19 protein-coding genes and 4 tRNA genes are annotated in these 21693 nt (G+C 38.5%); 12 read left to right on the top strand and 11 right to left on the bottom strand.

Annotation, left to right across the window (positions count from 1 at the left end):
* Position 1 precedes the first annotated feature (1 nt).
* The 6 genes from rsxA to B1F84_RS09210 form a co-directional block, all read right to left on the bottom strand.
* Positions 2-583 carry an electron transport complex subunit RsxA gene (gene rsxA / locus B1F84_RS09235; protein WP_008115244.1) on the bottom strand — a complete coding sequence of 194 codons (582 nt, stop codon included), beginning with the start codon at positions 581-583 and terminating at the stop codon, positions 2-4.
* A gap of 240 nt (positions 584-823) precedes the next feature.
* Complete coding sequence (locus B1F84_RS09230) at positions 824-2767, bottom strand: EAL domain-containing protein (RefSeq protein ID WP_131691249.1); 1944 nt, start codon at positions 2765-2767, stop codon at positions 824-826.
* A gap of 170 nt (positions 2768-2937) precedes the next feature.
* Positions 2938-3014, bottom strand: a tRNA-Asn gene (locus B1F84_RS09225).
* 23 nt (positions 3015-3037) lie between these two features.
* Positions 3038-3114: transfer RNA gene (locus tag B1F84_RS09220), tRNA-Asn, on the bottom strand.
* A 21-nt stretch (positions 3115-3135) separates the two neighbouring features.
* Positions 3136-3212, bottom strand: a tRNA-Asn gene (locus B1F84_RS09215).
* Positions 3213-3233: 21 nt separating this feature from the next.
* Positions 3234-3310, bottom strand: a tRNA-Asn gene (locus tag B1F84_RS09210).
* 1038 nt (positions 3311-4348) lie between these two features.
* Here B1F84_RS09210 and B1F84_RS09205 point away from each other — a divergent pair.
* From B1F84_RS09205 to B1F84_RS09185, 5 genes are all read left to right on the top strand, one after another.
* A complete protein-coding gene (locus B1F84_RS09205; protein ID WP_131691248.1) occupies positions 4349-5728 on the top strand; it encodes an MATE family efflux transporter in 1380 nt (459 codons plus the stop codon).
* Positions 5725-7719: an excinuclease ABC subunit UvrB gene (gene uvrB / locus B1F84_RS09200; protein WP_054201173.1), complete on the top strand. Its 1995-nt coding sequence runs from the start codon at positions 5725-5727 to the stop codon at positions 7717-7719. Before B1F84_RS09205 ends, uvrB begins: the two co-directional genes overlap by 4 nt.
* Positions 7720-8649, top strand: a complete 930-nt coding sequence (locus B1F84_RS09195; RefSeq protein ID WP_131691247.1) for a class I SAM-dependent methyltransferase — start codon at positions 7720-7722, stop codon at positions 8647-8649. It begins immediately after the preceding gene.
* An 8-nt stretch (positions 8650-8657) separates the two neighbouring features.
* A complete protein-coding gene (locus B1F84_RS09190) occupies positions 8658-9323 on the top strand; it encodes a tRNA (adenine(22)-N(1))-methyltransferase TrmK (RefSeq protein ID WP_131691246.1) in 666 nt (221 codons plus the stop codon).
* 95 nt (positions 9324-9418) lie between these two features.
* Positions 9419-10432, top strand: coding sequence for a hypothetical protein (locus B1F84_RS09185; protein WP_131691245.1), 1014 nt, complete (start codon positions 9419-9421; stop codon positions 10430-10432).
* Between the two features lie 8 nt (positions 10433-10440).
* Here the strand turns inward: B1F84_RS09185 and B1F84_RS09180 are convergent, their stop codons facing one another.
* Entirely contained in the window at positions 10441-10683 is a 243-nt protein-coding gene (locus tag B1F84_RS09180; protein ID WP_010388451.1) for a hypothetical protein, read from the bottom strand.
* Between the two features lie 174 nt (positions 10684-10857).
* Here B1F84_RS09180 and B1F84_RS09175 point away from each other — a divergent pair, with 174 nt between their 5' ends.
* Positions 10858-11307 carry an isoprenylcysteine carboxylmethyltransferase family protein gene (locus B1F84_RS09175; RefSeq protein ID WP_010388452.1) on the top strand — a complete coding sequence of 150 codons (450 nt, stop codon included), beginning with the start codon at positions 10858-10860 and terminating at the stop codon, positions 11305-11307.
* Positions 11308-11367: 60 nt separating this feature from the next.
* On the opposite strand, the gene queC is transcribed toward B1F84_RS09175, so the two are convergent.
* On the bottom strand, positions 11368-12024 hold the full coding sequence (gene queC / locus B1F84_RS09170) for a 7-cyano-7-deazaguanine synthase QueC (protein WP_008110177.1): 657 nt from the start codon (positions 12022-12024) through the stop codon (positions 11368-11370).
* A gap of 145 nt (positions 12025-12169) precedes the next feature.
* On the opposite strand from queC, the gene queE reads away from it, so the two are divergent.
* Together queE and B1F84_RS09155 are read left to right on the top strand one after the other, a co-directional pair.
* Positions 12170-12835 (top strand): 7-carboxy-7-deazaguanine synthase QueE, encoded by a 666-nt coding sequence (gene queE, locus B1F84_RS09165; RefSeq protein WP_131691919.1) that lies wholly within the window; start codon positions 12170-12172, stop codon positions 12833-12835.
* Positions 12836-13437: 602 nt separating this feature from the next.
* The gene (locus B1F84_RS09155) at positions 13438-14916 is read left to right on the top strand and encodes a transporter substrate-binding domain-containing protein (protein WP_131691243.1); all 1479 of its coding nucleotides are present in this window, start codon (positions 13438-13440) and stop codon (positions 14914-14916) included.
* A 124-nt stretch (positions 14917-15040) separates the two neighbouring features.
* Here B1F84_RS09155 and B1F84_RS09150 read toward each other — a convergent pair whose 3' ends face one another.
* A complete protein-coding gene (locus tag B1F84_RS09150) occupies positions 15041-15487 on the bottom strand; it encodes a hypothetical protein (protein WP_131691242.1) in 447 nt (148 codons plus the stop codon).
* 248 nt (positions 15488-15735) lie between these two features.
* Between B1F84_RS09150 and B1F84_RS09145 the strand changes: the two genes are divergently transcribed.
* Both B1F84_RS09145 and B1F84_RS09140 read left to right on the top strand, forming a co-directional pair.
* Positions 15736-16116, top strand: a complete 381-nt coding sequence (locus B1F84_RS09145) for a BlaI/MecI/CopY family transcriptional regulator (protein ID WP_008109979.1) — start codon at positions 15736-15738, stop codon at positions 16114-16116.
* A gap of 11 nt (positions 16117-16127) precedes the next feature.
* Positions 16128-17732 carry a M56 family metallopeptidase gene (locus tag B1F84_RS09140; protein ID WP_131691241.1) on the top strand — a complete coding sequence of 535 codons (1605 nt, stop codon included), beginning with the start codon at positions 16128-16130 and terminating at the stop codon, positions 17730-17732.
* 62 nt (positions 17733-17794) lie between these two features.
* Here the strand turns inward: B1F84_RS09140 and bcp are convergent, their stop codons facing one another.
* Complete coding sequence (gene bcp, locus B1F84_RS09135) at positions 17795-18274, bottom strand: thioredoxin-dependent thiol peroxidase (protein WP_024601114.1); 480 nt, start codon at positions 18272-18274, stop codon at positions 17795-17797.
* 10 nt (positions 18275-18284) lie between these two features.
* On the bottom strand, positions 18285-18818 hold the full coding sequence (locus tag B1F84_RS09130; protein WP_008464556.1) for an ACT domain-containing protein: 534 nt from the start codon (positions 18816-18818) through the stop codon (positions 18285-18287).
* A 354-nt stretch (positions 18819-19172) separates the two neighbouring features.
* Here B1F84_RS09130 and bamC point away from each other — a divergent pair, with 354 nt between their 5' ends.
* Positions 19173-20231 (top strand): outer membrane protein assembly factor BamC, encoded by a 1059-nt coding sequence (bamC, locus tag B1F84_RS09120; RefSeq protein ID WP_008112982.1) that lies wholly within the window; start codon positions 19173-19175, stop codon positions 20229-20231.
* 65 nt (positions 20232-20296) lie between these two features.
* Positions 20297-21685 (top strand): YjiH family protein, encoded by a 1389-nt coding sequence (locus B1F84_RS09115; protein ID WP_055013242.1) that lies wholly within the window; start codon positions 20297-20299, stop codon positions 21683-21685.
* The last annotated feature ends 8 nt before the right edge of the window (positions 21686-21693 follow it).

The raw sequence follows: 21693 nt of genomic DNA, 5'->3' as shown, positions 1-21693 counted from the left end.
ATTAAAACTTCACTAATCCAGTAAAACCCATAAAGGCCATTGACATTAAACCTGCCGTTATCATTGCGATTGAGGCACCTTTAAATGGAGTGGGTACATCGGCTGCGGCCAAACGTTCGCGCAATGCTGCAAATAAAACCAATACTAATGAAAAACCCACTGCGGCACCAAAGCCATAAACGGCAGATTGTAAAAAGGTGTGATCTTCTTTGATATTTAATAAAGCAACCCCGAGTACTGCACAGTTAGTCGTTATTAAGGGTAAAAAAATCCCCAGTAAACGATAAAGCGTTGGGCTGGTTTTTCTGACAACCATTTCAGTAAATTGAACAACCACAGCAATGACTAAAATAAAGCTCATTGTTTTTAAGTAGGTGATATCCAGCGGTAATAAAATATACTCGTTTACTAAATAACTGGTCACAGAGGCAAGCGTTAGCACAAAGGTGGTTGCTAAAGACATACCTATGGCTGTATCAAGCTTCCCTGATACCCCCATAAACGGGCAAAGGCCTAAAAATTGTACTAATACAAAGTTGTTAACTAACACTGTTCCAATTAATAACAAGACGTATTCTGTCATGTGTGCCTCACGCTAATAAAATCCCGTGTATTATCCTTTTTTCTACTGTGATTAACAACACGTTGAGTGATTATCAGTTAAATAAACAACGTAAAATAACGGGCTAATTCTAAAGGGCCAAAATCTAAGAGCTTTGCAATTAAAAAGCGGTCTGCATTTTAACGGCTGAACAATAGCAAAAGCACACTTTAAAACGTAAAAAAGAGCATAAATGCTCTTTTTTATCTGAGTTAGGATGGGTTAGATGTCTTTAGGCTTTTCAATGTAATAACCCTGAACGCCATCAAGGCATAGCGTCTCTACAATGTGTTTTTCTTCTTGGCTTTCAACACCCTCAGCAAAAACACTGACACCTATTCTATGTGCAAGGTCGACCATTAACCGCATAAAGTATTGGTTATTTTTATCGTCTTCTAAGCCTCGAGTATAGCTTGCATCCATTTTAATAAAGTCTGGTTTTAAGTCTCTGAAAAACTTAAATGAGGTGAGTCCTACACCAAAGCGTTCAACAGTAATTCTGGCACCAACGCGATGCACCATGTCAATAAAGCGTTTACTTGCTTTAATGTTTTGTTGAAGACCAAACTCACTCACCTCAAAAATTAATTTAGAAGCAATATGCGTATCTTTTAGTAAGCGGCGCTCTAACCAAATCATAAACTGGTCGCTGTGCGCACTTGAAGGGGTAATATTTAAGCCAAAATACTTTTCAGATAAATTACTCGATTTAATTTTCTCTAAAGAGGATTCAATAATTAATTTATCAATTTCTATCGCCATATCGAGCTTTTCAGCCATCGCTAGAAATGAGGCAGTAGGCAAAGCTTGATTTTCTTCTGTTTTAAAGCGGGCTTGAATTTCAGCATAGGCTTTAATGCTTTTGCCCAAAGGCATGATATTTTGCATTACTAAATGCACACTTCGAGATTCAATAACTTCGTTAATCACTTTACGCCAGTTTTGGTTACCAAACCCTGCGCTGACGTTATTAACTAAATCTGTATCCCGTTGTACGTGCCAAGCATTAACTTGTTTTGACTGCGCCATACTCATTGCATTATCAACAATAGAGAGCAGCTCGCCTAGTGGTTTGGCTTTTTCATAACCGACAATCCCCGTGTTTGCAACCGAGCTAAGTTCTTGGTTTTGCATGTATTGCGTAAACCGAGATTGTAGGTTTTCACCAAATCTCTCGGCTTCTTTTAGTGGGGTGTTTGGCAATATAATTATGAAGTCAGAGCTGTTTACTCGAAATACCTGGCTGCTGGTATAGGTACCGCTAATACTTTTTATAATATCAGCAACAGCTTTAATATATTCATCGCCTTTTTGATAGCCACGGCTTTGATTAATTGACTGTAGCTCGCTACAGCGCACCAATGCCAATGAGCCAAAGGTACTCACTTCAGTGTTTTCAATATGCTTTTCATAGTAATCAACAAACATGTTGCGATTACCTAAATCAGTAATGCCATCTTTATATGCTTCGCGCTTAATAGTATGAGCGGCGGTTTTAATATCGTCGTTTTTATTTTTTAAAAAGTACGATAAACGATTAAAACTGGGAATTAAATTTTTTCCTAATTTTTCTAATTGGCTAGAATCAAATTTAGTTGCGAAATCATCACTGAGTTGGTTTTGATTAATATATATGTCAATAACATCTGCAACGCCCATGCACACATTGGTATTAATGTGTTCAACAATAGACTTCATTAATATAACGGGGATCAACGCGAGTAGGGTGCTTATAGCAAATACAATAAAAAATGCGGTTTGAAACTGATCAGCCAAGTAAGCAATGTTTAATTTAAATTCAACTTTTATATCGGCATTATTATTAGTGGCGTACTGAGGGCGTACCGAGTTGTAGTTAGATTGAATAAGCTCAGCAATAAAAGGCAGCTTGGGTGTGTTGCTAATTGAAAACACTTCTGCGCCTTGATAATCACGTAGAGTAAAACGTGAAAATGTTTCACTGGTTGCGAGTGTGCTTTTTAAGTTATCAGCAGAAATATCAGTTGCGGATAAGTTTTTAATGTATTGCTCAACAGTAGCTTGTGCATTTTTTTGCGCATTACCGATAGCGCTATCAAAATTTTGGCTTATAAAGTAACAGCCAGCGGTTACAAGAATCAACCAAGCCATCAGTTGTATAAAAATAAGTTTTTTAAAAGCTGCCATTATTTAATCTTTATATGTCAAAGGGGAGGACACAACCTCATGATTATTAAACCAATTATAGCTTGATAGGTAAAGTTATCAAATAGTTAGTTTTATAAGCAAAAAGTTTTTGTTTTAAAAGAGAAATGGTAGTGCAATTCTAAGGATATGTCTATGGGAGTGTAGTAAATTGGCTCCCCCTCCCCGACTCGAACGGGGGACCTGCGGATTAACAGTCCGTCGCTCTAACCAACTGAGCTAAGGGGGAACTAAAATATACTTTTTATGACTTGGCTCCCCCTCCCCGACTCGAACGGGGGACCTGCGGATTAACAGTCCGTCGCTCTAACCAACTGAGCTAAGGGGGAACTACATCATAAACATAAACTTGGCTCCCCCTCCCCGACTCGAACGGGGGACCTGCGGATTAACAGTCCGTCGCTCTAACCAACTGAGCTAAGGGGGAATCGTTTATGGCTGAAAAACTTGGCTCCCCCTCCCCGACTCGAACGGGGGACCTGCGGATTAACAGTCCGTCGCTCTAACCAACTGAGCTAAGGGGGAAGCGTCTTGCCTTTCAACGGGGCGAAATATTAATGACCGCATAGCAAAGTGTCAACATATAAAAGATCATAAATTCAAAAAAGAGGTCTATTCGTTGTTTTTATGTGCAATCTGCGCGTTTTGTGACTCTATTTGAGTAAAGGTCAGTGATATTGTTTTATAAAAACAGCGCAATATTTGAATCAAGTGAGTAACTTTAACCAATAAAACTTACAGTAAAATTTAATAAAGCAGCTTTTAGTGATAAAAAAGTGTTCTATTTCCTGTATTTTTATAAAGTCTTAATAAACGTATTTAAAATAATTACCTCACTTTTATTTTACCTCGTTAAAGTTTGTTGAACTAAATCTAGATGAGAACCGTAATGATGCTTTGTATTTTGTTCAAAGCAGAATGGTTGCTGAACTTTCGAGAGTTTGTATAAAAACAAGGCAATCAATGGGTTGACTATTTATGCAGCATGAATGCGGTTTAGCACTAAATAAACATATAACGATGTTTTAAGTCGTTACAAAACCATTTAACGCTGTTTCCATATTGCTAACGAAAAAAATCAACCGCACTGTTAAATTCACACCGCGTTGTAGCCCTTTATAAACGTGGGGTTGAATGAGTTATCCACGGTTTCTGTGGATAACTCTGTTTATGAAACTTTAAGAACATCAGCACCCCCAGCGGTGTAGGGTGCTTCAACGATTTCAAGTATTAAAAAGCTTTTTTTTTAAATATTAAAAAACAAAGACTTATGATTCAGCTTGAACAGCCACCTAAACGATAAATAAAATTTTTCGTGACGATAAAACATCATCGCTTACTGTGTAATAAAGCAACAAAACATAAAAGGTAAATGTTGCAAAAGTTATAAAAATGTATTTAATTTGGTTTTTGTTGTGTTTGTGCGAAATTTGTTTACAACAGCATAAAACCAACAGTTTTTAGATTAAAGGTTGGTTTAATTGTTTAGATTTAATAAAGCATGGCTTGAACAGCCCAGATGCTTTAAAATATGCCGTTCAGTAAAAGAGGCTTATTTATTTTATGCGCGCACATTCTCAATCACATACTCGCCCTGATTTACTCACCGCCCCAATTTTGCCTACATTAAAAAAAATGACCGTTCCGATGATCTTTGGAATGTTCACCCTGATGATGTTCAATATTGTTGATACTTTTTTTATTAGTTTGCTTGGCACTGAGCCGCTTGCCGCGGTGAGTTTTACATTTCCTGTTACTTTTACCGTCATTAGTTTAGCGATTGGTTTAGGTATAGGGACCTCGGCAGTAATTGCAAAGGCCTTAGGGAGTAACAATATTGAAGAAGCGCGTTTTGATGCCAGTGTCTCGTTGTTGGTGGCGATCGTATTAGTGTTGGTTTTATCTGCCTGTGGCTATTTATTGATTGACCCAATATTTACCTTGCTTGGGGCAGGGGAGCAAGTACTTCCACTAATTCATCAGTATATTAGTATTTGGTTTTTGGGCAGTGTGTTTTTAATTACCCCCATGATTGGAAACTCAGTATTGCGTGCTAGCGGTGATACTAAAACACCAAGCATTATTATGGGCGGGGCTGGGCTTATTAATGCTGTGCTCGATCCGATGCTTATTTTTGGTTTTGGTCCCATTCCCGCATTAGGCATTAAAGGGGCTGCCATTGCCAGCGTTATAGCCTGGGCAGTTGCGGTGGCAATTATTTTATACATATTAATAGTTAAAAAGCGGTTGCTTAGTTTAAAAGCGGGCAAGCAAACCGTTATTGGCGCAATCCGTAAAATTTTAAAAATTGGTTTACCTGCAGCGGGTGCTAACATGCTCACCCCAGTTGCTATGGCCGTTATGACCGCATTAGTTGCTCATCATGGTCCCGAAGCCGTTGCTGCTTTTGGAGTAGGGAGTCGAATAGAATCAATAGCGAGTTTAGTGGTATTAGCTTTGTCGATGACATTGCCACCTTTTATTAGCCAAAACTTTGGAGCGAGTCATTTTTCTCGCGTAAAAGACGCCTACTTGGGTACGCTCAAGTTTGTAATGTTGTGGCAGTTCATTATTTATATTGTATTAATTATTTTTTCAGGCGTTATTAGTGAAATATTTGGTAAAGAGCAAGCGGTTGTTGATGTCATCAAACTGTTTATTTATACCATTCCTCTAAGTTATGGCTTACAAGGAGTGATCATTTTATCAAACTCCTCGTTTAACGCTTTACACAAACCCATGAACGCCTTAGTTTTGAGCGTCATTCGATTGTTTGTTTTTTATATTCCCTTTGCGTATATCGGAAACGAACTCGCAGGCTTAATCGGCTTGTTTATTGGCGCGGCCATTGGTAATTTATTCACAGCCCTTGTAGCCTACAAGTGGTTTATGAAAGAAATTAAAGCGTTAAGCAGTCAAGCATTACAGGAGTGTAGTCATTGAGCGATCATTTTCAGCTAGTATCAAAATTTAAACCCGCAGGGGATCAGCCAACCGCTATTGCTCAATTGTGTGAAGGCTTAGAAGCCGGACTTGCTCAGCAAACATTATTAGGCGCAACGGGTACCGGTAAAACATTCACTATGGCTAACATTATTAGTGATTTAAATCGGCCGACTATTATTATGGCGCACAATAAAACCTTAGCGGCGCAATTGTACGGCGAGATGAAAGAGTTCTTTCCACACAATGCGGTTGAATACTTTGTATCTTACTACGATTACTACCAACCTGAAGCCTATGTGGTAGCCAGCGACACCTTTATCGAAAAAGACGCATCTATTAATGAGCACATAGAGCAAATGCGACTCAGTGCCACTAAAGCGCTTTTAGAGCGACGCGATACCATTATTGTTGCCTCAGTATCGGCAATTTATGGTTTGGGCGATCCTGATTCATACATGAAAATGATGCTGCTCTTAAAAGTAGGTGAAAAGGTCGACCAACGAGATATGCTGCGTCGTCTTGCAGAGCTACAATATACGCGAAATGATATTGATTTTAGTCGTGGTACATACCGCGTACGTGGTGAAGTGGTTGATATATTCCCCGCTGAATCAGACACCTATGCAGTGCGTGTGGAAATGTTTGATGACGAAGTTGAACGCCTAAGTATTTTTGACCCCTTAACCGGTGCGGTAGAAAAACACATAGTGCGTGCCACTATTTATCCTAAAACTCACTATGTAACGCCACGAGAAAAAATTCTCGAAGCTATCGAAAAAATTAAAGCCGAACTCAAAGAGCGCAGAGCACAATTGCTCAGCGCAAACAAGTTAGTAGAAGAGCAACGCATAGCTCAGCGTACCCAATATGATATAGAAATGATGACCGAGCTTGGTTATTGCTCTGGTATTGAAAACTACAGCCGTTATTTATCGGGGCGTACACCTGGCGACCCACCGCCAACATTACTGGACTATTTACCTGACGACGCATTAATGATTATTGATGAATCGCACGTAACCGTCTCGCAAATTGGCGCCATGTACAAAGGCGATAGAAGCCGTAAAGAAAACCTCGTTGAATACGGTTTTAGAATGCCCTCAGCTATGGATAACAGGCCACTGCGTTTTGAAGAATTTGAGGCTATTGCACCACAGACCATTTATGTATCGGCCACCCCGGGTGACTTTGAATTAGAGCGCAGCAACGGCGAAGTTGCAGAGCAAGTTATTCGTCCAACTGGTTTACTTGACCCTGTTATTGAAGTGCGCCCGGTAGGCGATCAGGTTGATGATTTACTCTCAGAAATTTACAAATGTGTTGAATTAAAAGAGCGAGTGCTGGTAACCACGCTTACCAAACGTATGGCTGAGGATTTGACCGACTACCTGAGTGAGCACAATGTAAAAGTACGTTATTTACACTCTGACATTGATACCGTAGAGCGGGTAGAAATTATTCGTGATTTACGTGCCGGTGTATTTGATGTGTTAGTAGGCATTAACTTACTACGTGAAGGCTTAGACATGCCAGAAGTGGCACTAGTGGCTATTTTAGATGCCGATAAAGAAGGCTTTTTACGCTCAGCACGCTCACTTATTCAAACAATAGGGCGTGCTGCGCGCCACCTTGATGGCCGCGCTATTTTATACGGTGACAGAGTGACTAAATCGATGGCTAAAGCCATTGAAGAAACCGACCGACGCCGAGAAATACAGCATGCTTATAATGTTAAGCATGGTATTGAACCTAGTGCATTAGTTAAAAAGATACTTGATGTAATGGATGTAGGCCAAGATGCTTCACCGCAAGACAACTTACAGCTTATTCGTAAAGACTCTAAAAAAATCCTCAGCGCTAAAGAAATTGCAACGCAAATTAAGCAGTTAGAAACCAAAATGCATGCGTATGCCAGTGATTTAGAATTTGAAAAAGCCGCCTCAGTGCGCGACGAAATACATGAACTACAACAACAGTTGATTAATTAAATGACAACCGATTTTACTCCCCTTATAAATGCTTTGGCAGACACGCCTTTTTCCGATAATGAGCTTTGCCGCGTATTTCATGGGCGTGGCCACAGTGTGGAAGCGCTTAGTCATATTAACTTAGACTTTTACCCACCAAGTTTGTTTTTGGTGTCATACAGTGAAATTGACGAGGAAACACTCGCTGCACTCACCGATACGTTATGGCAATGGGCACAAAAACATCATCCAGAGTTAATTACTGCATTGGTGTATCAACAGCGAGCTGGGCTACAAAGCCATAACACCCTTGTTCACGGCCAACTGCCAGTTCGTCATAGCGTAGCCGAAAACGGGGTGCGTTTTTTGGTTGATTTAATGAGTAAGCAAAACACCGGTATTTTTCCTGATATGCGAAAAGGCCGTGAGTTTGTCATGCAAAATAGTAAGCACGCCAAAGTACTTAATTTGTTTTCTTATACCTGTGGTTTTTCGGTTGCGGCTATGCACGGCGGCGCAGATCATGTGATGAACATGGATATGAGCAAAGGTGTGTTAAAAGTGGGTAAGCAAAACCACCAACTCAATAATGTCGATCGTGGGGTCAGTTTTTTACCGCACGATATTTTAAAGTCGTTTGGTAAGCTAAAAAAAGCCGCACCGTTTGATTTAATTATTGTTGATCCGCCCAGTTTTCAAAAAGGCAGTTTTATTTTAACCAAAGACTATCAAAAAGTGCTGCGCAGACTTCCTGATCTTTTAAACGATACTACACAGCTATTGTTATGCGCTAATAGCCCTGAGCTTACAGAAAACGATTTTAAAGCACTTATTGAAGAGCATACTCAAGGTGCTATTGAGTTTGTTAAACGCCTAGAACCTACCGATCGCTTTATTGAAATTGATAGCGATAAAAGCTTAAAAGCATTGGTGTACAAAACAAAAATATAGTGAGTTAAATGAAACTGAGTAAACGTTTAAACGCCATCAATTCGTTAATTACACAGTCTTACGATATTGTTTGGGATTGTTGTTGCGATCATGGCTTTTTAGGTATGGCATTACTTGAGCGCGGCATAGCCAAACAAATAAACTTTGTTGATATTATTCCAGAGTTAATGGAAGCGCTTGAGCAGTCGCTACAACAATTTGAGCAAGGAAAGTCTTTGCCTTCATGGCAAGTGCGCTGCGAAGATGTTGCGCAAATTAAACTGCCAACAGGTGCTAAGCAAGTAATCGTTATTGCGGGAGTGGGGGGCGATTTATGCTTAAAGCTCATTGAGCAAATTATTGCTAATAATCCGCACAGCCTTAAACAACTAAGTTTTATTATTTGCCCTATTATGCACCTCTATAAAGTACGTGCGGGTTTAAAAGCCTGTAATTTGCAGCTCGATAGCGAGCAAATTATTGTTGAAAACAAGCGTTTTTACGAAGTGCTACAAGTCAGTTTTAAAGCCACCGGCACTATTACTAAAACGGGGGCTCATATGTGGGATAAACATAACCCTCAACATCATCAATATCAGCAACAATTGCTTGACCATTATACTCGAATGCTCAATAAAGATAGAGTTTACTATCAAAAAGTTATAACAGAGTATCAACGCGTATTTGAACGCTAAATACTGCCAAAAAGTGTGATCGCTTTTTATGATTAACTACGTAAAGTGCTTCATAGTTAATATCTTGCCGATAGGCAGATTTATTTGGTTTATATATGTCAGATAACAATATAAAAATTGAGTCATTATTGGGCGATGGGCAAAAATGGCAATACAGCTACGAGCAACCGATTTCGTATGCGCCCCTAGTACAACTGGCTAATAAAAATTGGATTGTTCCGCAGCATTTTTTGCGTTACAAGCATACACTGGCCAGTGTTAATGAAGTGCTTAACGACATTAGTTTTTCCAACCACTTTAGCGTGTTAGCAGCTGAAAAAAATAGTGATGTTTATTTGCAAGTAGCAGTACTGAGTCCCGACAATTATCGCGCTGATAATAAAGCAAAAAAACTATTGTTTGGTCGCCGTTGGCCAGTAGAGCAGAACCTGCCTACCTCGGAGCTTATTCAAACTGCATTTTTAGCGTTAAAAGTGGCGCGTGAGCATGAGGTAAGAGAGCTTTTTCAGCTGCAACACCAAGGCGCAACCAGTACGCCATTTAATAATCATCATGACTTACCCGTTATGGCACAAAATCCCGAGCTTGTTAAAAGTTCATCGTTTAAAAATATTTCATTGAACGAGCTGATAGATCGCCTTGTGTTTGCGGATAACCAAATAGAGCTAATTAACTGCCAAGCTATAATTACCGGTGAGCAGGTGTATACGGTTAAACTTCATTGCGATAGTTGCCAGCTGAGTGAGTTTAATAACAAAACTTTGTCATTTTTAGCACCGGATACAACAACAAATAGCTTTTTACATAGTTTTATTGCCGCATTGGTTGCTATAAGCAATGATTATGTGAGCGAGCATTTTAAATACCAAGGTTTTGCACGTTTTAGTAAGCATGTGCAGGCGGAGCAAATAGGCGAGTTAAGTGTTTCTATGCGTTCGCCAAGTTCAGTTAGTTTGTGCTCAATGGGTAAACAAGAGGCGAATCAGTTAAATTTTGAGATAGACAGTGGCCGAGCGCCACAAGGGTGTGGTCAAGCAATTGGTGGTTTTTTAGCTGCCCATGGCATTGAGCAGCCTGAAAACGCACATTTATACCCAAATTACTTGTAACGTATACATTAAAGTTTGTTTATTTCTTGTTTTACGTTGTAGCTTGAGTCGGTAACAATGGCTTCAAGTGTTTGTACTCGTTGTTTAAGTTCACTCACTTGAGCGGTTACCTCAGCTAGTTGTTTGTGTGCGTCTTGATTGTTGTCCTGTACTTTATGTTTAAATTCAAGGTGCTTTTTATACATATCGTAAATAACTCCCGAACCTACAGAAATAAGTACAATGAGAACTATCATTGTTGTGCCAGACATAATTACTTCCTTTAACTTTTATTTAAGCTTAAATTATAACCATAATTAAACGCTCATAAAGCTAATTAATTGTAACTTTATTTGTATTTATAAATATTCGATAAGTCATTGTTATTATTTGTCACGCCACCATATAGTAATTATGAAGTTTTTTAATCGATACAAGGAGTAGGTATGTTAAATAATAAAATTCCACCGGTTGTGGTTGTGGTGTTTTTTGCTGCTGTAATGGCACTGATTGCACATTATACCGTGATTGATTTTAGCGCATTTATTACTTATCTCTCGCTAGCACTTGTCGCTACTGGGTGTATATTTTGTATTGCTGGGGTCGTGAGTTTCCGGTTTGCTAAAACAACAGTACTACCTAATAAACCAGAACAAGCGTCTAGTTTAGTTACCTCAGGTGTTTATAAATTCTCTCGTAATCCGATGTATTTAGGTTTTGCGTTTATATTAGCAGGCTGGGGTGTGTGGCTGGGTTCAATGTGGGCTTTTTTAGGTGTAGCAGGGTTTATTGCTTACATTACCTTATTTCAAATAATCCCAGAGGAACGGGCGCTCCACAAATTATTTGGTGAGCAATTTGACGATTATAAATCACGAGTAAAGCGCTGGCTTTAACATTTTATCGCAACAAAAAAGGCTACCCTAGGTAGCCTTTTAATGTATTAACGTTGAACTTTACTCATATTCAAGCGGGTCTGTCACGTTGTTAAGCTCAAAGGCCTCTAAACGTTCTTGGCAGGCACCACATTTACCACACGCTTTGTCACGACCATTATAACAGGTCCATGTTTGGCTGTAGTCTAAACCCATTTTAATACCATCGGTTAAAATATCGATTTTAGTATTGTTTAAATACGGGCTAAAAATTTCTACTGCATCGTAATTCGCAATACGACATACATCATCCATCTTTTTAACAAACTCAGGACGACAGTCAGGATAAATTGCATGATCGCCTGAATGCGCGCCGTAATATACTTTGCTCGCTTTAAGTGACACCGCATAACCTACCGCTAAGGAAAGTAAAATCATATTGCGGTTAGGCACAATGGTGCTTTTCATGCTTTCTTCTTCGTAATGGCCTTCTGGCACATCAATATCGTCTGTTAACGACGAACCACCAATAAGCTGATTAATTGCTGATATATCAACAATTTTGTGCGGGACATTTAGCTTTTCACATACGTTGGCGGCAACTTTAAGTTCTTTAACATGACGCTGACCATAATCAAACGAGAGGGCATAAACATCATGGCCTTGCTGCAAGGCTTTATTTAATACAGTAAATGAGTCCATACCGCCGGAATAAATAACAACTACTTTTTGCGTCATACGTGGTTTGCTCTTTAGTTTTGATAGAGGTTTATATCAGGGCGCGATATACTACACGGCCAAGGCATAAATGACAATTTTTGCACCGTGCTTTGCGATTTTTAATAGTAACAATTTTGCCGTCAGGTTGTAAGTGAGATTTCTTTTGTACAAAATTAATGAAGTGTTTGAAACCATTCAAGGTGAAGCGAGCTTTACCGGTACGCCGTCTATATTTTTACGCCTGCAAGGTTGCCCTGTGGGATGTTCGTGGTGTGACACTAAACAAACCTGGGATGTTGATAATGTATATAAAGTATCACTAGATGACACGGTAGAAAAAAAAGCCGACTCAGATCATTGGGCTGAGGCAAGTGCCGCGCAGGTCCTGGAATTATTTAAATCCCGTGGCTATACCGCCAAGCATGTTGTGATCACCGGTGGTGAACCTTGCATGTACGATTTAAATCCAGTGTGTAATTTATTGCATGATCATGGCTTTAGCACGCAAATAGAAACCAGTGGCACCTTTGAAATTCTCGCCCCTGCCCAAACGTGGGTTACGGTATCGCCAAAAATTAATATGCGTGGTGGTTACAAAGTATTGAGCAGTGCTATGCAACGCGCCGATGAAATTAAACACCCAATTGCTATGCAAAAGCACGTAGAAGAACTGGAAGAGCTATTTACCGCCACCGGTGTAAACCCAAAACTGGTATATCTACAGCCAATTAGCCAAAAAGCATCGGCAACTAAATTAGCCATTGATACCTGTATCGCCAAAAACTGGCGCTTATCAATTCAAGTACATAAGTATTTGGGTATTAGTTAAAGAGCAAGCGCAGCCGCAAGTGGTTAGCTATAAGCTGCTCGGCGTTAAGTTATCTTAAGTTAGGCTGAGTGCAGCGAAACCTAACAGCACAACTCTATTGCTCACTCTTTCCAAGCACTCTTTATATCAAGCACCACACCTGCTTATTCAAACATGTAGGTCGGATAAGCGAAGCGCAATCCGACAAGCTTAATTAATTTCTTCTTCGCAGTGATAGCACTTATTTGTGGGCAGGCGATAGTTTGTAGCTGATTGTATTACTTGGTTTTTTCTACAATTTGGGCAAAAGTAATTAATAACAATTACAATCAGCGCGATTGCAAAAACAAAACTGCCAATATAAAACGGGTTTGTATAAAACTGGCTACTCGCTGGTGAAAATATAAAGCCAACAACACATATAATCAAAGTGACTAAATACACTCTAAACTTAATTGCCTTACTCAAAATTAAGCTCTCCTATTTTTTTATCTTTTTGTATCAAACAGACTGGTATTTAGCCACTTAATTTTAGACAAAGAAATCTTATTAAACTACTAAACTAACACCTAAGTTTGCAAAGTGCACTGGTGGTGCATATATTAAGCTAAGTGATTGGGGGAATGCGCTTGGCTAAATACTTACTACTGTTGATTATTTTTTCTTATGTTTGTATAAACTCGGCTTTTGCAAGTGTAAAAGTTGGCGTAACTCATTGGGTTGATTTCACCAACCCGGATGAGACAGGCGTTTATATAGAACTACTCAAAGAAGTTTATACAGATGAACAGTTCGAGTTTGATTTTAGTACTTACAAACGAATTACCAATTTATTTGAACAAAAACAGTATGACTTTGTAGTGGGTGTTGCCAAAGAAGATGTCCCCTTAGCTTATTATCCTCATTGGTATTTAGATTATGATTATCCAATTAATGCCTATTTTTTAAATTCTACTCATAACTTTAATAAGTTATCTGATTTAAACAATAAAGTATTAAGCTGGTTTGATGGCTATAACTTTGATAAATATATTGAGTATAAACACGATTATTACCCGATATCGGCTATTGATAAAGCCATGGATTTGCTACTAAATAAACGCATCGACGCTTTCGTTGATTTTGACTACAACATCCCACAAGAATACAAATCAAAATTAAGTTATGTGGAAGTGGTGCCGGCAAGGCCTATTTATTTGGCTTTTTCAAATAGTAAAAAAGGTAAAGCATTGGCGAAAAAATTTGACCAAGCAATGCCAAAATTAAAATCCTCAGGACGGTTAAAGCAATTATATAAATCAGATTATAAAAATACGCGATTTGAAAATTTTGACGCAAATAAAATAAAAGTTGTACTGAGCACTAATGATGAATCTTTACTTAGGTTCAATTCAGCAAACAACGCAAAGTCACTAGATGCAAAGCTTTACACGCTTATTTTGGCTGCAATGAGTGACTATAGAATTGAGTTTGTAAAAGCGCCAGATACTGATAACGAGGTACAGTATGGTAGCAATCATTGCTATGCCAATAAAATTAACACTCCAGAACGAGCACAGCGTTATTTAATATCGAAGCCATTTTCTTTGTATCTTGCGCCTCGGTTATATTCTCCTAAAGACTTGAGTCAATTTAATAATACAAACATGTTAAACGAGCTTATAGCACGCAGTGGCTTAACATTGGGTTTGTCAAAGCTTAGAGTATTTCCTGAGGATATTATGTCGCGTATTGACGATGTTGACGAATCTAAAATTAAAGGCGCAGCCATTAATACTTTTTCTAGGTTAGAGCAATTAGCTAGGTTAAAAGAGTTTGACGCTTCTATTGAATACCCAAGTGATATTGCGACGTATTGGCATGAGATCACACATGCTGACATTCACTCCTTTGACTTGAAATTAAAAACACCGTTTACTGTTGGGCATTTAATGTGTCAACGAAGTGAAGACAATATTCGCTTCATGCTTGATTTTAATCACTCGGTTGCAACGTTAATTCAAAGTGATGAATACAAATCGCTTATATATCAATATGCAGCTGATTTACCTTTGGCACAGTTTAATAAAATCTATAAGCAAGCATTGTTAGATGCATATTGAAAGCGTTCGCATAACGTGTCTTTTTACCAGTTAGCGTATACTTAATTCTTATAAAACAATAAGTGCTTGGAAAAAAGTGCTTTAATAAAACCGGTTATATGAAGCTAAATACTTGATGTAAAAATTAAACCATGGCGCTGACAAGTGCGCCAGCATCAGTAACACCAGCGTCTTTCATTGCTTGGCTAATTGTTTGCACCAGCGTAACTATTTGCGACTGTATTGTTGAAACGATATTAGCTTGTGCTTCAATTTGTGCCTGTATAGCCTCGTCTTCTTGGTCCGATTGAGCTTGTAATTGAGTGAGTTGCTCTTTTTGTTCTTCAAGTCGCTGTTTGAGCTCTTTAAGTTGCTCTATCATTTTTGCAATATACTCTGGCATCTCTGAATTTGTGGCTTTTTCAACGTTTTGATCAGCACCTTTTGAGGAGAGTTCATTGCGCTCTTTGTCTGATAACTGATAATCAGCGTTGTCCTGATTTTTTGTAGGCTCTTTTGTTTGTTGCGCCATATTAGCTTTATCGGCTGTAATTTTAACCTCAAAGGCTGATTGTTTATTTAGCTGTATCATTGCGTATTATCCATAATGTTATAGGTTACTAATTTAGCTATCGGCCACGATGCTAAAGGGCTAAAGCAATAAATACAAAAAATGACACCTCATTATATATGTTCACTTTGATAATGATGCCTTGTAACGCTAATGTATTTACCCACCTCTAAATTTATTTTCTTATTTTAAAATTTATATTGACACACTGAACGCTTATTACTACATTTGTAACAGTGAAAACTACAATTGTAGTAATAGAGGTTAAAATGAAACTTAGTGAATTTGAATTAGACATAATGCAGTTGCTTTGGCAGCACGAGCCTTGTACTGCTAGCCAGTTACATAAAGCCCTACTTGCTGATACAAAAAAAGATAAGCAAGTAGCTTACACTACAGTAAAAACAATCGTTGATAGGTTAGAGCAAAAAGAGGCGATAGTACGCTGTGGGAACGAGGGGAGAGCGATTGTATTTAAATCAGTGATCACTCAAAACGCATTTTCAGCACAAGCAATGCCTAGCTTTATGCAGCGTTTTTTTAAAGGTAACTCTCGCAGCTTAATTGCCCATTTTATTAAAGAAGAAAAGCTGAATGACGAGGATATTGAGTACCTACAATCGCTACTGAAAAATAAAAAGCAAGATTAAAGGAGAAGGTTATGATGGATTATTTTGTAACTTGCACAATTATTAGTGTGTGTTGTTTGCTTGCATCATTAGGGATGAAAAGTGCCCCTTCTAGATTAAATTTTTACGTAATAATGCTGGCTTTAATAGCCTGGTTTGTTCCTTGGCAATACTTTTCTCAATTGCCATTATTTGAAAGTACATCGCAATATACTGTTAATGTTGCTGAGTTTAGTTTTTTAAATACGTTAATAGCCCCTACCGATGCGCAGGTCATAACATCAGAAAGTAGCATTATTGCACCAGTGAGTTGGTTACCATCATTAAAGCATATTTTGACTGTATTGCTGCTTAGCGGAATCGGCTTGTTTATATTACGTATCATGCTGTACGTAAAACTAGTGAAAAAGTTACAAGTTAATTCAAGTCTATACAAAACCTCAAAACGTTCAAACGGTATCTATCCAATTAGATTGACCTCAATTGGCGGGCCTGCTTTTGCAACAGGGATAGTTAACCCGGTTATTTGGCTTACACCTGATATGAAAAATCGTGAAGAATTAAACTCTGTTATTGAGCACGAATTAACGCACTTACAACAAGGTGATATTTATTGGACATGGTTAATTTGCGCTATAGAAAGTGTTTTTTGGTGGAATCCAATATGCTTAAAATTAGCGCGTTTGGCAAAAGAGCAGTTAGAGCTTAGTTGTGACGAAAAATGTATGCGTAAACTCAAAGGTAAGTACCAATTAGATTTAGCTAGTTTGTTACTCTCTGAGCATGAAAAAAAATCTAAATATAACTTTTTCACTCCCCCTCTTTTGAATATTGAACACTCAAAGAGTTTTAATATTCAAAGGATTAAAATGTTAAACAAGGAAAAAACAATGAAAAGTAAACATATGGTAATGGCTTTGGCTGCACTGTCTTTTAGCGCGTTGGCAGCAGCACAAATTGTTGATGAAAATCCAAAGAATGAACAACATAGTGCGCAAAAACAGCCCGCAGCTAGTAATCAGTATAACCAACAGTTAGCGCAACTTTTAGAGGTAGCTGGTGATGCAAAAAGTGATCAACCAACACAACTAATACAAACGGCAAAAAATATTCAAAAATGGTATGCAAATAGAGATGTGCTATCAGGTTTTGAAGAGGGAGAAATTAAATTAGAAAGTTATACTTTACTAGTTCATATTTTTTCTAAACTTGAACAATATGAAGATATTTTAAGTGCTTACGAAACATGGTACCCAGCAGGTAGTAATCCGCCATATTTTACAAAAAACTCACTTGCTCATGCCTACATACAACTTGGTCGTTATGAACTGGCTATTGCTGAGTTAGAGGAATTATCTAAAGAGCTTAACGGTAACTTACACGCAGGATCTGCTGGAAACTTAGCATTAGCTTATATTTATAGCGCAGATTACGATAAAGCATTAGACACACTGCAACAAGCTAGTTTAGAGGGAAGTGCTTATGGTGATGTTTTAAAATACTACATTTTTGATCAGCAAAATAATCAAACAAAAATGGCTGAGTTAAAAGGACGTTTACCAGCAGCCTTTGCGGTAACACCGGCTCTACTTCCTCGAGTAGGTATTCCACAATCACCGTTATTAGTTAAATTATAAATAAGCAAATACAAAAAAGCGTTGCCCTTGAGCAACGCTTTTATTCTTATCTTGTTTAGCCTTTATTCAGCAGCTAAATAGTCCAACACCACTTGGTGGTGATCTTTGGTTTTAAACTTATCAAATAAGTGTTTAATTTTACCGTCTTGGCCTACTAAGAAAGTGAGGCGGTGAATACCATCGTACTCTTTACCCATAAACTTTTTGTAGCCCCACACCCCAAATGCTTCAGCAATAGCATGATCTTCGTCAGAAAGTAGGTCAAAGTTAAGCTCTTTTTTAGTTTCAAAGTTTTTAAGGCGCTTAATTGGATCTGGGCTTATGCCAACCACGTGAGTGTTAAATTTAGCAAGCTCGGCTTGTTGATCACGCAGGTTTTCGGCTTGTACGGTACAGCCAGGCGTTGACGCTTTAGGGTAAAAGTATACCAGCACTTGTTTTTCTTTTAATAACTCGCTGAGCACAACGGTTTCGTCATTTTGGTTTTGTAAGCTAAAAGCCGGTGCTGTGTCGCCACTTTGTAATGGGGTAATTTTGTTCATGCTAAACTCCTTAGCGAATACGTCGAAAGATGTAATCTACGTTTAAAACGTGCGAAAGGTTTTCAAAACTAATTTTAAATTGGTCAATGTCAACGTCAACGGGAATATTAAATTCAAGTTCACAGCGCATTTTAAGTTCAGTTTCTTCTTCGTAGGTATCTGATTTTAATGAGCAAATATTAATATTATTATCGGCAAAAAAGCGTGTTACTTTACTCAAGGTGCCAGGGGTGTCTATGCCAGTGTATTCTAGGGTGTAGCCTGCACAAAACTCGCTTTGATTATGGCTTGAAGTACGTTTCATCATAGTAAGCAGGCCAAGCTCCATACCTTTGGTAGGGAGTGTATGCTCAATACGGCTAATGGCCGACATATCACCGCTCAGTAGCATAATAAAAGTAAGTTCGTTGCCTAAAATAGCAATGCGACTATCTATTATATTACAGTGGCAATCACTGACGAGTTGCGTAAGCTCACTAACGATGCCCGATCTATCTTCGCCAATTGCGGTTAAAACAATTTGATGATTTGAAAATGCAGTCATGGGTTTTAAAGTACCTAAGTTACTTGGATGATAACAACCGACTTGGCAACAAAAAATAAACACGTAGCGTTGCACGGCGGCAAAGTTTAACACAAAACCCGCGTTAAACTACAGTGACGGTTAATTTTAGACGGTTAATAGTGCAGTGTTTCTTGTTTTTACAAGCTTGTGAAAGTACCATAGCAAAAATGTGTCTATTTGTAGCCTAGTCTGTCGGTCATCTTGTTGGCTTAATGCAGTTAGATAAGCAAATTATAAATGTAAAGTTAATATTGATTTTACACTGAACCAAATCGGTATTACCCACTCATATATTTGTTAAAACAATTAAGGGTATGCTAAGGAGAATTATCTGTGCAGTATTGGATCCCAAAAGCACTAGCAGTAAGTGTATTGGTAAGTTTGTCAGGGTGTAGTGTATTTACGAGTGATGCCCATAATGAGCGTAATTACCGCGCGCATGAGCCGGTTAAAACACCTGCTTCGTTATCACAACCCGCTCAAGATCCTGTTTATAAGATGGATGTGGGTCAATATGATAATAATCCGGAGGCAACAAACTATCGCCCGCCGGCGCAAGTGTTAACCATTGCTAAAGGCAGTTGGGTTGAGGAAGCAGATAAACAAGCACGTATTTATTTTGATAAAAATGATGGCATTGACGATTTAGATGTATTCATTTGGGACTCGATTCAAGCAGTGCTTGCTGATAACAACATTAGCGCGACACAACAAAACAAAATGCAAGGAACACTGGAAACAGATTGGTACGCCATTGTTAAGCCAGAAGAAAGCTGGTTATGGGGCGATGATGAAAGTGTTGATTTAGAGCGTTTTAAATTTACTATTGAAGAAAAAGAGCATCAACGCACAGCATCATTAACGGCTGAGCTTATTGATTTCAAAGGTGATAAACCTCTGACTGATTTATTAAAACAACAGCTAGAAGTGCGCGCCCTTAATCAAGTGGTGAGTGAATTTGATTATCGCTATCGTCAACTTGAAGTTGATATGCGTAAGCGCCAAGGAATAATTTCATTAGAACTTGGATTTGACAACAAAGGCAATGCAGCACTTGTTACTGAGCAGGCTTACGATACGGTATTCGATCGCTTTTCTGGATTCTTAGAGCGCTTATCTTTTACTATTGTTGAAATAAACCAAGAGACAGGTTTAATTACAGCAGATTATGCGAAAGTAGAAAGCAGTGTGTGGGATTCAATTTGGGGCGATGAACCAACAGAGCTTCCAATTGATGAAGGTCAATACCAAATTTTGGTTAGCAAAACCAAGCAAGGTGGCACCAGTCTAACGTGGATGGATGACAAAGGCGAAACGCTTGAACCAGGTACCATGAATGGTTTGCAACAAGCATTAGAAGCGGCGTTAATTAAGCGCGGTATTAAAATTTAATAATTATAAATATTTACCACAAAAAGAGCACTTAGCTCTTTTTGTGGTTTTTACAGGTTGAAAATATGTCTCAGTTAGATTCATCACGCCCAGCACCCGTTCAAAAAAGTTATGATTTGAAAGTTTGGTTGGTTTTTTTAATTCCTTCTTTAATCGGTGTGTTTTTGTTTATGACGCCAGTACCGTCTGGTGAAATAATGACGATTCCTATCGCGGTAATGGCCAAGGCAATTCAAGCCTCATTCAGTGAAATAGCGCTAGGGCTAATAGCTACCATTATTTGTATTACTGGCGTTATGTCGCTGGTGTTTAGTGTCTTTAAACCGAAAAGCTTAACCAAATTTCGCTTATTAAATCATTTGTTTAATGTGAGTTGGATTTGGTTAGTAACACGGTTGTTTGGTATGGCGTTTGTGCTTTTAACTTATTTTCAAGTTGGGCCGCATGCTATTACCTCAGAAAATACTGGCTTGCTAGTATTAAAAGATTTATTGCCGGTGTTGTTTTCGGTGTTCATTTTAGCGGGCTTGTTACTGCCGTTATTACTTAATTTTGGTTTACTTGAGCTAGTGGGTACCTTACTTACTAAAGTAATGCGTCCATTGTTTGGGGTGCCAGGGCGCAGTGCTGTTAATTGTGTTGCTTCATGGTTAGGCGATGGTAGCGTCGGTATTTTAATGACTGCACGTCAGTACGAAGATAAATACTACACTCAACGTGAAGCTGCTATTATTGGTACCACTTTTTCTGCTGTTTCAATTACCTTTTGTTTGGTGGTTATTGGCCAAGTTAAATTAGAATATTTGTTTGCTCCGTTTTACTTAACCGTGTGTTTGGCCGGTGTAGTGGCTGCGATAATTGTTCCGCGTTTACCACCACTGCGTTTTAAAAAGGACGTGCTTATTGATGGTGAACAACCTGATGGCAACGCCGAGCTAGTTCCTGAAGGCAAAACATTATTTAAGCATTCACTTGATGTTGCATTAACTAAAGCAGAAAAAGCACCAGGCTTAAAAGGCACAATTGAAGAGGGCTTACACAACGCATTTGATATGGTGTTTGCAGTATTACCTGTGGTAATGGCTGTGGGTACATTTGCTTTAATTATTGCTGAGTACACTCCGATATTTCAATATTTAGGTATGCCGTTTATTCCATTTTTAGAATTACTACAAATACCTGAAGCTGAAATGGCGGCGCAAACGATTATGGTGGGATTTGCAGATATGTTTATTCCGTCTATTTTAGCCGCAGGCTCAATTGAAAGCGATGTAACACGTTTTATTATTGCGGCAATGAGTGTAACGCAACTTATTTATATGTCTGAAGTGGGCGCACTTTTATTAGGTAGTAAAATACCGGTTAATATTTTTGAGTTATTTATTATTTTTATTCTCAGAACTTTAGTAACCTTGCCAGTTATTGCCTTAATGGCGCACTGGTTAGTTGGCTAGAGTGACTG

Origin of the sequence: Pseudoalteromonas sp. DL-6 (assembly GCF_004328665.1) — a bacterium.
Taxonomy (GTDB): domain Bacteria; phylum Pseudomonadota; class Gammaproteobacteria; order Enterobacterales; family Alteromonadaceae; genus Pseudoalteromonas.
Note: the sequence above shows the minus strand (reverse complement) of the source record. Positions and strands in the feature narration are given on the sequence as shown.

Excerpts from the sequence above, each read along its gene's own strand:
- rsxA (WP_008115244.1), bottom strand. The coding sequence starts at position 583 with ATGACAGAATACGTCTTGTTATTAATTGGAACAGTGTTAGTTAACAAC.
- B1F84_RS09230 (WP_131691249.1), bottom strand. The coding sequence starts at position 2,767 with ATGGCAGCTTTTAAAAAACTTATTTTTATACAACTGATGGCTTGGTTG.
- B1F84_RS09205 (WP_131691248.1), top strand. The coding sequence starts at position 4,349 with ATGCGCGCACATTCTCAATCACATACTCGCCCTGATTTACTCACCGCC.
- B1F84_RS09195 (WP_131691247.1), top strand. The coding sequence starts at position 7,720 with ATGACAACCGATTTTACTCCCCTTATAAATGCTTTGGCAGACACGCCT.
- B1F84_RS09190 (WP_131691246.1), top strand. The coding sequence starts at position 8,658 with ATGAAACTGAGTAAACGTTTAAACGCCATCAATTCGTTAATTACACAG.
- B1F84_RS09185 (WP_131691245.1), top strand. The coding sequence starts at position 9,419 with ATGTCAGATAACAATATAAAAATTGAGTCATTATTGGGCGATGGGCAA.
- B1F84_RS09180 (WP_010388451.1), bottom strand. The coding sequence starts at position 10,683 with ATGTCTGGCACAACAATGATAGTTCTCATTGTACTTATTTCTGTAGGT.
- B1F84_RS09175 (WP_010388452.1), top strand. The coding sequence starts at position 10,858 with ATGTTAAATAATAAAATTCCACCGGTTGTGGTTGTGGTGTTTTTTGCT.
- queC (WP_008110177.1), bottom strand. The coding sequence starts at position 12,024 with ATGACGCAAAAAGTAGTTGTTATTTATTCCGGCGGTATGGACTCATTT.
- B1F84_RS09155 (WP_131691243.1), top strand. The coding sequence starts at position 13,438 with ATGCGCTTGGCTAAATACTTACTACTGTTGATTATTTTTTCTTATGTT.
- B1F84_RS09150 (WP_131691242.1), bottom strand. The coding sequence starts at position 15,487 with ATGATACAGCTAAATAAACAATCAGCCTTTGAGGTTAAAATTACAGCC.
- B1F84_RS09145 (WP_008109979.1), top strand. The coding sequence starts at position 15,736 with ATGAAACTTAGTGAATTTGAATTAGACATAATGCAGTTGCTTTGGCAG.
- B1F84_RS09140 (WP_131691241.1), top strand. The coding sequence starts at position 16,128 with ATGATGGATTATTTTGTAACTTGCACAATTATTAGTGTGTGTTGTTTG.
- bcp (WP_024601114.1), bottom strand. The coding sequence starts at position 18,274 with ATGAACAAAATTACCCCATTACAAAGTGGCGACACAGCACCGGCTTTT.
- B1F84_RS09130 (WP_008464556.1), bottom strand. The coding sequence starts at position 18,818 with ATGACTGCATTTTCAAATCATCAAATTGTTTTAACCGCAATTGGCGAA.
- B1F84_RS09115 (WP_055013242.1), top strand. The coding sequence starts at position 20,297 with ATGTCTCAGTTAGATTCATCACGCCCAGCACCCGTTCAAAAAAGTTAT.